The sequence below is a fragment of the uncultured Mucilaginibacter sp. genome, assembly GCF_903913935.1.
In the GTDB taxonomy this organism is placed as follows: domain Bacteria; phylum Bacteroidota; class Bacteroidia; order Sphingobacteriales; family Sphingobacteriaceae; genus Mucilaginibacter.
This window is the reverse complement of record NZ_CAIWNH010000544.1, coordinates 1-12168: the sequence shown is the minus strand read 5'-3', so window position 1 is coordinate 12168 and position 12168 is coordinate 1. Positions and strand designations below refer to the sequence as shown.

Genomic DNA, 12168 nt, shown 5'->3' with positions numbered 1-12168 from the left:
TTTAACCTGCTCAATCCGCAAACTGGAATAGGTTTTAACAGCCATTATTTCTAATTCTTCTTTGGTAAGGTAATCCCTTGCCACTATTTTTACTTTAGGCTTATACTTGACAAACGGGTCTTTGTCGAGCCATCCGTTGTCAATACACATCAGGATAATTTTTTTAAAGTTCTTCATGTATTTTACGGTAGAGTTATTGGCACACTTGCGCTCCGAACGTAAATAAAAATCATAGGACATAATAAATTCATGGTTAATGCCTTCAATATTTATATCGTCAACCTTATATTTCCATTTAAGAAACGCCTGGGTATGCTTTAAACTGGTTTCGTAACGGTCGGCGGTACCTTGGGCATATTCTGTTCCGATAAGCGCGGCAACCTGCCTGTTATGCTCTTTAAAGATTGGTATCAGCATTTTACAAGTTGCTATATCCTCTTTTTTCAGCAAGACATTTTTCAAGTTAACCGCGGTTAAGGGCAGTTTCTTTTCTATCAGGTGCCGGTGTATATCATAAACCTGATGTTCGAGGGTTTTTAGATAATTATTCAATGAGCGTACTTCCTCGCCCGTACCATTTAGTTTTTGTCCGTTTGCATTCCATTTGTCGGGATTGACGTAACGTTTAGAGGAGATCTCAATGCGCTCCCCATCAACAGTAACCCGTAAATAAACCGGAACTGTACCATTTCCAATCATTTTTGATCGCTTCACATAGAAGAGTAGTCCAAAAGTTTTGTTCATCGCTTAAAGCTTTAAAAGTTATAAAATTAGTTCCTTTTATGGCTGCTATCAAGATGTTCAATGGCTGAACAGGCTCAATAACAGTGACTTATAAGCTTTCTGGTGACCTATTAGGCTTTTAACCCCTACAGGTCACCAATAGGTCACCAGAAGAATGCGATTATTTGGTTTTATTTGGATAGGACTATAAACAAAAAACGCTGTAAATCATTCATTTACAGCGTTTTTGATGTTCTTTAAAACATAATTAGTGGAGCCGGAGGGATTCGAACCCTCGTCCAAACATGGTATAAGGTAAGCTTTCTACATGCTTAGCGCTGTTTAGTTGTCGGGAAGGGGAAGGTCAGTTGCACACCTGTACCGTCTTCCTTAGGTGCTTTGTTTCGCCCGCTACGCGCACCTTAAGCGGGCTAGTTTCATCTTTCGATGCCCCGATTGCCGGCCCGATGAAACGGAAAACCGGCGGGACAAAAGCTGGGTAATTCTAAATTAAGCAGCTAAGGCGTAGTTATTTTCGCCATTTGTGGTTTTGAGTGTTCAGATTATAGCGCTAATTCACCCAACGCGCTGCATGCTTACCTACTTATCTCCATCCTGTCAATTCCGGTCGACCCCATTTTTTGTGGATGGTACAAATATACCATTTTTTAGGTGAAAGGATAAAGGTTAAAGCTAAAAGGTTTTTGAACCATGCCAACCTTTCGCCTTTTACCTTTCACCTTTTACCTCTTCAAGAAGGACTTTTCTCCCTGGGTACACTTTCAACCCCTCATCCAGGCAGATCATCGCCTTTTCAATATCATCAATATTCAAAACGTATGCCAAACGTACCTCGTCAGTTCCCGCGCCGGGTGTGCTGTAAAAACCGGTAGCCGGCGCCATCATTACCGTTTGGTTATCATAACTAAAGCTTTCCAGCATCCACTGGCAAAACTTATCGGCATCGTCAATCGGTAATTTGGCAACTACGTAAAAAGCGCCGCCCGGGTTGGGGCAAAAAACACCTTCCATTTTATTCAGCGATTCAACGATGGCATTCCTGCGTTTGGTATATTGCTTGTTTACAGCGGTAAAATATTCATCAGGGGTATCCACAGCGGCTTCGCCTGCAATTTGTTCTACCATTCCGGGGCTAAGTCTTGCCTGCGCAAACTTAAGGGCTGTGGCTATCACTTCTTTGTTTTTGGTGATCAGGCAGCCCAGGCGTGCCCCGCAGGCGCTGTAGCGTTTGCTTACGGTATCAATCACAATCACATTTTCATCAAGCCCATCGAGGTGCATTGGCGAAGTGAAACTGCGCCCGTCGTAGCAAAACTCGCGGTAGGCTTCATCCGAATATAAATACAAGTCATGCTTTAGTGCGAGGTCCTTCAATGCCTCCAGCTCTTCTTTTGAATAAAGATACCCTGTAGGGTTATTCGGGCTACAGATCATGATCGCTTTGGTTTTCGGGCCGATCAGTTTTTCAAACTCAGCGATAGGAGGCAGCGCAAAGCCGTTTTCTATATGCGACAAAATGGGTTTTACCTCGATGCCGCCCTGGCATGCGAAGCCATTATAATTGGCATAAAATGGTTCGGGAATGATCACTTCGTCGCCAGGATCAAGGCAGGCCATCATAGCTATGGTAATAGCTTCTGATCCGCCGGTGGTTACAATTATATTTTCAGGGCTGATGTTATATCCCAGTTTATTATAGTATTCAACTAATTTTTTGCGGTAGGATAAAGTACCTTCAGACGCCGTATAGGCCCAAACTTTAAAATTGATATGCTTTATCGCATTCAGCATACCTTCAGGCGTTTCAATATCAGGTTGGCCTATGTTTAAATGGAAAACCTTTTTTCCGTGCATCTTAGCCTTGTCGGCATAAGGTGTTAACTTGCGTATTGGCGAAGCGGGCATTTGCTGCCCTTTGTGCGAAATTTTTGGCATGGGACAAAATTAAGTATTTTAGTCCGAAAGTCGGAAAGGTCCGGAAGTCCGGAAGAAAAATGACATAAAACCAAAAAAGACACAGTTTAGCGTGTCTTTTTTGTAAACTTTCTTAGCCCTCTCCTTTGGAGAGGGTTGGGTGAGGATTGAAGTTAATTACTTCCGCTGGCGGTCGCTGCCTTGGCAACAACTTCACCCACAATTATTAAATTTTTTACAGGTGTTTTTGAGTTTGACGTTACCACGATAGTTTTGGTAAATGGTGCGGCATAGGCTGCATTATAGGTGATCTTGATAAAACCTGATTCGTTGCTTTTTACAGGTGTTTTGGTGTAATCAGCTATGGTACAACCGCATGTTGGCCTAACATCAGTTAAGATCAAAGGTTCCTGGCCTATATTGGTGAAAGTAAAAACGGTGGTTACCGGTGTTCCCTGCGGAACTTTTCCGAAATCGTGTTTTTCTTCGTTGAATTTAAATTCAGCTTTTTGACTATCTTGTGCGCAGACAACAGAAGTTGTAAAGGTAAAGCCGATTACAGCCGCGCAAATCATTAATATTTTTTTCATATGTTTCATTTGATTTATACAAATATAAAAGGTTTAACGCAAACCTGAAAACTATTCGTTAATCTGAATGTTTTATATGTAGAATTGCCAATTACAAAATAGAATTTTATAATTTTACCGCATCAAAAAATTAAATATGCCCGAAACTGCTTTACATGCAAACAGCAAGGTTATTAATGCTGAGCTCAGTTTTGAAGATTTTAAAAAGATCGTTATCAACGATTACCGTATTGGCTTTGAAAGCCGGCAGGCCAGTTTAATCGGTCGCCGGGAGGTACTTACGGGTAAGGCCAAGTTTGGGATATTCGGCGACGGCAAGGAAGTTGCCCAGCTGGCTATGGCCAAAGCTTTTAAAAAGGGCGACTGGCGGGCTGGTTATTATCGCGATCAGACATTTATGTTTGCTACCGGGATGAGCAACCTGCAAGAGTTCTTCGCCCAGTTATATGCTTATCCTGATGTTGAAAAGGATCCTGCATCAGCCGGGAGACAAATGAATTGCCATTATGCAACACGCTTTGTAAATCCCGACGGCAGCTGGGTTAACCAGGCCGAAACCATGAACTGTTCGGCTGATATCTCAACTACCGGCGGTCATATGCCACGGTTGCTCGGATTGGCTTACGCGTCAAAACTTTACAGACAGAATAAAGATCTTGAATATCTGAAAAAGTTTTCCATTAACGGGAACGAGGTTGCATTTGGCACTATAGGAAATGGCTCAACGTCCGAAGGGTTATTTTTCGAAGCTTTTAATGCCGCTGGTGTCCTTCAGGTTCCGATGGCTATTTCTGTTTGGGATGACGCTTTCGCCATTTCGGTACCGGCGAAACTGCAAACTACAAAAGAAGATATCTCTGAAATTTTGAAAGGATTTCAGCGGGAAGCGGATACTAACGGTTACGAAATATTTAAAGTTCGCGGCTGGGATTATGTTGCACTTTGCGAAACCTATGAACGTGCTATAACGATTTGCAGGAATGAACATGTGCCGGTACTGATCCATGTTACCGAAATGACACAGCCGCAAGGCCACTCAACCTCGGGCTCGCACGAGCGTTATAAAACTAAAGAGCGCCTTGCCTGGGAAGATGAGCACGACTGTTTGCTGCAGATGCGCAAATGGATGATCGCCTCGGCCATTGCTACAGAACCCGAAATGGACGATCTGGAAGCAAACGCCAAAAAATATGTAAGAGATTGCCAGCGCCAGGTTTGGAATGAGTTGTGTGATGGCATCCGCCTTGAACTAAACGATGCAGCCAGGTTAATTGATAAACTTGCTGAGCATTCGGCGGTGCAGGCAGCGTTGAATGATGTTGTTGCTGAGTTACGCGAATGTGTTGACCCGGGAAGAAGAGATGTTGTTGCGGCAATCCGAAAGGCACTCCGGCTTACCCTAAGGGAAAATAGCCTGCAGAAACAGCAATTGATTAACTGGCTTGAGGAGGAAAATGTTAAAAATGCAGCGCGGTACAATTCAAAGCTATTTAGCGGATCGCAATATTCGCCGTTGAGCGTAGAGCACGTTCCGGCACGTTATTATGAAGATTCAAAGCATATCGATGGCCGCGAGATTTTAAATGCTTGTTTTGAAGCCAATTTTGAGCGTGACAAAACTATTGTAGCCTTTGGCGAGGACGTGGGTGCTATTGGTGATGTGAACCAGGGTTTTGCCGGCTTGCAGGGTAAATTCGGCGATTTGCGGATAACAGACACCGGCATACGCGAAGCCACGATAATAGGGCAGGGCATAGGTTTGGCTATGAGGGGATTAAAACCGATTGCTGAGATTCAATACCTTGATTACCTGCTTTATTCTATTAATGTTTTAAGCGATGACCTTGCAACTTTAAGTTACCGCACCTTTGGCGGGCAAAAGGCGCCGTTGATCGTACGGACACGCGGGCACCGCCTAGAGGGGATCTGGCACTCAGGATCGCCGTTAGGGCTTATCCTTAATTCAATGCGCGGACTGCATATTTGCGTGCCACGCGATATGACGCAGGCTGCAGGTATGTACAATGTGTTGCTGCGCGGTGATGAACCTGCCCTGATGATCGAATGCCTTAACGGGTATCGTTTAAAAGAAAGACTTCCTGCAAATGTGGGCGAGTTTACGGTGCCACTAGGTAAGGCGGAGATTTTGAAGCATGGAACTGATATTACTGTTATTTCATACGGGTCAACCCTTCGGATAGTGATGGAGGCAGCAATAGAGCTTGAGAAATTGGGTATTAATATTGAAGTAATTGACCCCCAGACTTTGTACCCTTTTGATATCGATAATGTTTGCGGCACCTCTTTAAAGAAAACAAGTAAGTTGCTTATTGTTGACGAAGACTTGCCGGGAGCTGCATCGGCGTATATTTTGCAACGGGTAATTGAAGCGCAAAAGGGCTATTATTCACTTGATGCGCAACCCCGTACCCTTTGCTCCAAGGAGCACCGCCCGCCATACGGATCAGATGGTGATTATTTTAGCAAGCCATCGTTGGATGATATCATTGAAGCAGTTTACACGTTGATGAACGAGTCTGACCCGCAAAAATACCCATCCATTTATTAACTGCCATCTCAGTGAAATGAGTAACTGAGTTGGTCATTTTCTAAAAATAAAACAGCGTCCCGGTTTTTTACCGGGATTTTTTTTGGGGTTATAATTGGGTAGATAATTTTTTTCTTAGAAGTGAAAGTCAATGATTTTGAAATTTTAGATGATAACATATAATAAATCTCTTTTTTTAAAGTTATTAACATAACAATTTGTCATATTAAATAAAAGTAACTTTTTATAAGTTATATTTTATATTTCAAATTAAAATATTAACTATAAAAAAATAGCTTCAGATTTCTAAAATTTAATTTTTAGATGCGGAAAGTAGAACCCTAATTCTACAAGTAACGTAAAAATGAAAACTATTTAAAACTATTGATTTAACCCCTGATAAAAAATGAAGAAACATTTTGTTGGCTTGCTATGTATTTTACTGGTAATTGCAATTACATCTATAAGCTGGAAACCGGCTAGTGCGTTTAAGGCAAAGAGCTTTTCTAAAAATTATGCGGCCAAAACCTTTTCCGCAAGCGAATTGCTTGAAAAATATGTGGATAATATTTATGAGTCATCCCGTTTGGAAGAATCAGGTTTAGCTTTTAATGTTTTTAAAAAGGCAATTACAGGTTTCCTGGATTTAAAAGCAGCTGACAAACTTCCTCAACAAAGTTCAATTTTGACAGTAGTTGATTTTACCAAATCCAGTTGTGAAAAAAGGATGTGGATTATTGATGTAGTAAATAAGGCACTGGTATTACATACCTGGGTTGCCCATGGCACGCGGAGCGGTGATGATATACCCAACCGTTTCTCGGACAGGATAGATTCAAAACAAAGCAGCTTAGGTTTTTTTGTAACAGATGATATTTATTACGGGCATCACGGTCGCTCATTAAAATTGGATGGCATGGATGCAGGGTTTAATACCAATGCACGCACCCGGGAAATTGTGGTTCATGGAGCTGAATATGTAAACCCCGGAATTATAGAAAATAAGGGCCGCCTGGGCCGCAGTTTTGGCTGCCCGGCAGTTTCAACCGATGTGATCGATCAGGTGATTGACACGATACAAGGCAAAACAGTACTGTTTATAAATGGCGACAGCAAGAAATATAATTCACGCTATCTTGATGAGCAAATGGCCGCCAGTTATATTTCATCGGATGCAACCAGTAATATAACGGCAAGCCTTTAATCTCCTGTTTTAAGACTGTATTATTATTGAATCCTGTAGCCCGGTTTAATTTGAACCCGGTTGCAGGATTTTTTGTAAATGGTCATATAACACAATATCAAGGCCGTACACATCATTTCTGAATTGGAGCTTGCCATCTTCGTCTGCCCAGCAGGTCACGTAAGTTATATATACCGGTGTTTTTTTAGGCAGGTAAATGGTAGTTGGATCGGAGTTGTCCTGCTCCATATCATCAGATATCGTTTTAAATTTATCGCCGTCTCCAAATAAATTTTGAGCAAGCCCCTTAGGATCACCCAACCGGATACATCCATGGCTTATAGCCCTCATTTTTCTGTAAAATGCAGATTTTACCGGAGTATCATGGAGGTAAACATTACTTTTGTTGTTAAAAATAAACTTTATCAGGCCCAATGAATGGGATGAACCGGGTTTCTGTTTAAAATCATAGGGTAAGTTTTCCTTAGTAATGTTAGTCCAATCAATATCTTCAGGATTATCTACTAATTTATCGTCTTTGTAAACATCAATATTGTTGTTCTCCAGGTAAAATTTGTCTTTGGCGGCCTGAACTATTATTTCCTTATTCGCAATGCTGCGGGGGATATTCCAAACCGGGTTTACTTCAACGCCATAAATTAAACTGTTTAGCAAAGGCGTTTCATGGTCACCTGGTTTATCCACTTTGCAGGTATCATCGTAGGCCGACAGCGTGTTTTTGTTGTCAACGTTTCGGCCCTGACCAACACAAACTTTCATTTTTAATACCGATTTTCCGCTGTCAACTACTGTCAGCATGTAATCAGGTATATTTACAATTACGTATTTATCTTCCAACGGTTTATTTCTCCAGCGCAACCGTTCCAGGTTAACCAGGATCATCCGTTTGCATTCTTCACCTGAAAAGCCTTTTTCCTCGTAGTTGTTTTTCAACGCCTTTTGGAGAGCGATATATTGCGGATCTTTTGGCTGCAGGCCTTCCAGGTAACTTTGCATATCGCTTATGTGAAATACAGCCGACATCGATGAATAGTCAGGCCGTTTGGTTGCTGTATAGTAGCGTTGGTAAATATATTTAGGATTGATAACTCCATATTGTAATGCATTGGAGTAGTCTATCATTGAGTTGGCCGCCGATATTTCCAGTTCCGCTATGGCGCGATAGGCTTCGTCTATCGTTTTTACCTGGCTTTTGCTATTGAGTTTTTCAATTGCTGACTTGAGGTCATCCGCATGGAAAATTTCAGGGCTAAGGCCGTGTTCAGTAGCGTGCATCAAATAATCATCATACGCTTTTGACAGGTCGCCATTAAATAAATGGTTTAATACAAAAACAGGTTCATAATGATTGCTGCCGTACCACTCCGAAATTACGCCGGCATGCGTGAACTTTTGCTTTTCGGTATTAAATACCTGTTTAAAAACTACCTGGTAACCTTCGGGAGTAAAATCCTTATATAGTTTATTGTGCGTTATTTTAAAAAGGATGTTTGCTGTTTCTGAACGCTTTTTTTTACAACTCTGAAAAGTGATGATAAAGGCAGTGAGAGCAAATAATAGGAGAGGAGCAGCAATTTTTCTGGCCGCAAAAAGTTTAATCATAATAGTTATTCGCGATAAATATACGGCAATCCTGTTTTTCTTTTGCTATTACATCAAAATAGATTTTGCTACTTTTGAAAACATTACCATCCCGTGATTTTTGAATATTTACCATATGAAGCTAAATAAGATAACAGCGAAAAGGTTTTTGCCTTTTGTTTTTGTGACAATATTGTTACCATTTACTGGTGCCTTTGCACAAAAGTATTCCCCCGTAAATCCGGGGGCATCTGATGGTGTAAAAAAAACTTTAAAACTGTTGTATGATATAAAAGGTAAATATATCCTCTCAGGTCAGCAAAATTACAACAGCGATCCCGATACATTTTCTGACAGTGCAAAAGCTTTTACGGGAAAATACCCTGCTATCTGGGGTTCTGATTTTATCAATTGGGGCGATAAGGATCTGGGTCCGAAAATAGTTGATGAAGCAATAAGAAAATCAAAGGAAGGCTATTTAATTACCCTGATGTGGCACGAGGGTAAACCCACGGATAACCCGCCCTATGAGTTTTCCAAAAACGTAATTGCCAAAATGAGCGATGAGGACTGGAACCAGCTGGTTACGCCGGGTACCGATTTGAATAAAAAATGGCTCGCCCAGATTGATGTAATTGCCGGTTATTTAAAGCAGTTGCGGGACGCAGGTGTTACCGTTTTATGGCGCCCGTATCACGAAATGAATGGTGTTTGGTTTTGGTGGGGTAATAAAAAAGGAGAGAACGGCATTACCAGGTTATGGAAGATGATGTACGACAGGTATACCAATTATCACCACTTAAATAACCTGCTGTGGGTTTGGGGGGCAAACGGCTTACGGGATATTCCGTTTGATGAGGCTTATGAATATAAGGACTATTATCCAGGCCCTAACTATGTGGATATTTTAGGCGCTGACGTGTATCATTTTGATTATGAGCAAAAGGACTATAACGACTTGCTGCAACTGGCTAACGGGAAACCGATTGCGCTTACAGAAACCGGCGAACTACCCAAACCCGAGATTTTAGGCGTTCAGCCGCAATGGACCTGGTTTATGGTGTGGACAAGGTGGCTGTGGACCGATAACACCCGCGATAGGGTTAAGCAGGTATATAATATGCCACGTACGCTTAGCCATGATGAACTGAAAGTAAAACTCGACTCATTAAAAATAAAAAAATGAGTGCAGGACCCGAGGTATGGCTGCGCGGGCCTTTGGATGACGTACCTGCCTTATTACAACCTGTTGCACATGCGTTACTACAGGCCAGGGAGGAGATTGGTCTGCTAATGGCGGGTTTTCCTGATAATTTATTATGGAAAAAACCTGCGGGGCTTGCTTCTCCGGCTTTTCACCTGCAGCATTTGACAGGTGTGCTCGACAGACTTTTTACTTACGCAAAACAGGAGCAGCTAAGCGAACGCCAACTGACTAATCTGAAAGGGGAAGGAAAACCTGTTGACAACTTTATTTTTACTCATGACCTGGTGATTGCATTTGACGAACAGGTTGAGACAGCCATCGCCCAACTAAAAAATACTGATGAAACTACGTTAACCGAAGCCAGAGGAGTGGGACGGGCGTTGCTGCCTTCAACGGTTATCGGTTTGTACGTTCATGCAGCCGAGCATACAATGCGACATGCCGGCCAGTTGCTGGTTACGGTGAAAATTCTAATGGAAAGAACCTGACTAGTAAAGTACGTGCAGCACTTCGTTTAAACTAAAGGATTTAAAAGTTACGCTCGCTTCCGGATGTTTGTTTTCAGGATCGTATAAAAATGTTTCAATTCCAAGTTCCGTAGCGGCTTTAATCTCCGATTCCGGGTCATCACCAATAACCAACACTTCGCCGGCTGTTAAATCATGCCTTTTCAAAATATCCGCAAACACGTCTTTTTTAGTTTTATTTGATAATTCGGGGTCAACAATGTGAATCTCGGCAAAGTCTTGCTCAATACCCAGCATTTTAACTTTACTCCATTGTAGTTTTGTAAATCCGGTGGTTACAAGGATTTTTAATAACGCCGATGACCTGATCTGCGCATAGTCATCGAAGGGCTGCATGGGGAGGTCATAGGTTATTTCTTTTAACAAATTGTTGCCTTTATCCTTCAAAGCATCACCGAAGTTATATTTATCGGCAACCAAATGATATGGTCGGCGTGTCAGTTCATCCTTAGCGTCCAGTTTTATTTGTTCAGTTAAATGATCTGCTACATCTATTAAGCTAAATATTTCGCCGAAGAGGTTCCCCTGGATGGAACTAACGGGATATATGGTATTGTCGAGGTCTAAAATTAAAGCTTTTTTCATATGGGATAGAACAACCTGACGAAGATACAACTTACTCCTGATTTCTTTTAAAGCGTCGTCTGCACCTGATTATATTTACTAAAAATTGGGAAGACAAATGATGCCTAAATATAAAACGCCCGGCAAACTTTAATAACCGGGCAAATGTTATAATATAAATAATGGTTTTTGAATTTCAATAATCAGGATCCTTTAAACGAATTAATAAACTTATTTATCCTGATCTTAAAGTGAAACTTGTACAAGTAGGCCGATAATAAAAAGATCATCAAATGGTTTCAGTTTATTTAGTTTAACAAGCCTTATGTTTTAAACAAAATTCAATAGTTTTCTTTCGCAAATTTATTTTTCGTTACTGACCTGATGATATCAAACATGGCATGTACAGTAGCACCGATCTCTCTCCCAAGGCTTCTTTTGGCCAACTGTTTATCGCAAATGCTTTCATCCCAGGGCTTTATAAAATGGTTTAAATAGTATTCATCCTGCGGGTTTACCAGTATCTCAATTTCATCTTTCCACTCATAATTCACGGTAAGTATGCTTGCATGTGTACGTTCCAGTATTTTAAACCCGATAGATGTTTTGGGCAGGTAGTAAAGAAAAACTTCGCCAAAATCCATCCATGGAGTAAACTTTAAAACTTCCTTATCATACAATACCAATTTATCGTCAATGTCCTGTATTACCCAGCGGTGCGACTGTTTCGGGGCAATATATTCACCTAAAAGCGACGGGGTTTCCATATAGCCCATTTTTGCCACACGGGCTTGTTCTTTCACAAACTGGATAGGGTCGTCCACATGCTCCAATACGTGGCGGCAGATCACATAGTCAAATTCTTTATCTTTAAATGGCAGGTGCTCACCATCTGCCTGCATGAATTTTTGTTTTTTATACAATTGCAAATCTCCGGAACGATGCGTATTGTCATCGACATATTTATCTACAACAATACGGGCTCTTTTATCGGGATGGTTGCCGCCACCTACTTCCAAAACATTATAACTCCTTTTTATAAGGAGGTCATCCATTGTTTTTGGGGTTCTGATCTTCATATTATCTTATTGCTTTTCTAAAATTTTTAAGGGGGTTAAATTTTAAGAATGCACGCCCCGGTACATTTTATCTTCTTTATTTATTGTATTATACGGTAATTTTATAAATAAGATACAAATAACATGCAAAAATACTGGCGCAATAAGTTTTTTAATGCTGTTCTAATTTTATCCTGATGAGTAAAGAAAATATTAGCGACCTGGTAAAGT

General features: G+C 41.1%; 10 protein-coding genes and 1 other RNA gene. 4 read left to right on the top strand and 7 right to left on the bottom strand.

The window, feature by feature from the left end:
- The 4 genes from QZY09_RS22010 to QZY09_RS21995 form a co-directional block, all read right to left on the bottom strand.
- A partial coding sequence (locus tag QZY09_RS22010; RefSeq protein WP_295676169.1) for a phage integrase SAM-like domain and Arm DNA-binding domain-containing protein occupies window positions 1–744 on the bottom strand: 744 nt, incomplete at its 3' end.
- Window positions 745–992: 248 nt separating this feature from the next.
- Window positions 993–1359, bottom strand: a transfer-messenger RNA (tmRNA) gene (gene ssrA / locus QZY09_RS22005).
- A 93-nt stretch (window positions 1360–1452) separates the two neighbouring features.
- Complete coding sequence (locus QZY09_RS22000) at window positions 1453–2679, bottom strand: pyridoxal phosphate-dependent aminotransferase (RefSeq protein ID WP_295676166.1); 1227 nt, start codon at window positions 2677–2679, stop codon at window positions 1453–1455.
- Between the two features lie 152 nt (window positions 2680–2831).
- Window positions 2832–3248, bottom strand: a complete 417-nt coding sequence (locus QZY09_RS21995; protein ID WP_295676163.1) for a DUF1573 domain-containing protein — start codon at window positions 3246–3248, stop codon at window positions 2832–2834.
- A gap of 136 nt (window positions 3249–3384) precedes the next feature.
- Here QZY09_RS21995 and QZY09_RS21990 point away from each other — a divergent pair, with 136 nt between their 5' ends.
- Window positions 3385–5817, top strand: coding sequence for a thiamine pyrophosphate-dependent enzyme (locus QZY09_RS21990; protein ID WP_295676160.1), 2433 nt, complete (start codon window positions 3385–3387; stop codon window positions 5815–5817).
- A gap of 385 nt (window positions 5818–6202) precedes the next feature.
- A complete protein-coding gene (locus QZY09_RS21985) occupies window positions 6203–7000 on the top strand; it encodes a murein L,D-transpeptidase catalytic domain family protein (protein WP_295676157.1) in 798 nt (265 codons plus the stop codon).
- 45 nt (window positions 7001–7045) lie between these two features.
- Here QZY09_RS21985 and QZY09_RS21980 read toward each other — a convergent pair whose 3' ends face one another.
- A complete protein-coding gene (locus QZY09_RS21980) occupies window positions 7046–8602 on the bottom strand; it encodes a L,D-transpeptidase family protein (RefSeq protein WP_295676154.1) in 1557 nt (518 codons plus the stop codon).
- Window positions 8603–8717: 115 nt separating this feature from the next.
- Between QZY09_RS21980 and QZY09_RS21975 the strand changes: the two genes are divergently transcribed.
- Both QZY09_RS21975 and QZY09_RS21970 read left to right on the top strand, forming a co-directional pair.
- Window positions 8718–9767: a glycosyl hydrolase gene (locus QZY09_RS21975; RefSeq protein WP_295676151.1), complete on the top strand. Its 1050-nt coding sequence runs from the start codon at window positions 8718–8720 to the stop codon at window positions 9765–9767.
- Window positions 9764–10276, top strand: coding sequence for a DinB family protein (locus QZY09_RS21970; RefSeq protein WP_295676149.1), 513 nt, complete (start codon window positions 9764–9766; stop codon window positions 10274–10276). The genes QZY09_RS21975 and QZY09_RS21970 overlap by 4 nt, the downstream gene beginning before the upstream one ends.
- On the opposite strand, the gene QZY09_RS21965 is transcribed toward QZY09_RS21970, so the two are convergent.
- Entirely contained in the window at window positions 10277–10900 is a 624-nt protein-coding gene (locus QZY09_RS21965) for an HAD family hydrolase (RefSeq protein WP_295676146.1), read from the bottom strand.
- 320 nt (window positions 10901–11220) lie between these two features.
- Window positions 11221–11958, bottom strand: a complete 738-nt coding sequence (locus QZY09_RS21960; RefSeq protein ID WP_295676143.1) for a methyltransferase domain-containing protein — start codon at window positions 11956–11958, stop codon at window positions 11221–11223.
- Between the last annotated feature and the right edge of the window lie 210 nt (window positions 11959–12168).

Coding starts and splice junctions, on each gene's coding strand:
- QZY09_RS21965 (WP_295676146.1), bottom strand. CDS start 10,900: ATGAAAAAAGCTTTAATTTTAGACCTCGACAATACCATATATCCCGTT.
- QZY09_RS21990 (WP_295676160.1), top strand. CDS start 3,385: ATGCCCGAAACTGCTTTACATGCAAACAGCAAGGTTATTAATGCTGAG.
- QZY09_RS21975 (WP_295676151.1), top strand. CDS start 8,718: ATGAAGCTAAATAAGATAACAGCGAAAAGGTTTTTGCCTTTTGTTTTT.
- QZY09_RS21995 (WP_295676163.1), bottom strand. CDS start 3,248: ATGAAAAAAATATTAATGATTTGCGCGGCTGTAATCGGCTTTACCTTT.
- QZY09_RS22000 (WP_295676166.1), bottom strand. CDS start 2,679: ATGCCAAAAATTTCGCACAAAGGGCAGCAAATGCCCGCTTCGCCAATA.
- QZY09_RS21960 (WP_295676143.1), bottom strand. CDS start 11,958: ATGAAGATCAGAACCCCAAAAACAATGGATGACCTCCTTATAAAAAGG.
- QZY09_RS21970 (WP_295676149.1), top strand. CDS start 9,764: ATGAGTGCAGGACCCGAGGTATGGCTGCGCGGGCCTTTGGATGACGTA.
- QZY09_RS21980 (WP_295676154.1), bottom strand. CDS start 8,602: ATGATTAAACTTTTTGCGGCCAGAAAAATTGCTGCTCCTCTCCTATTA.
- QZY09_RS21985 (WP_295676157.1), top strand. CDS start 6,203: ATGAAGAAACATTTTGTTGGCTTGCTATGTATTTTACTGGTAATTGCA.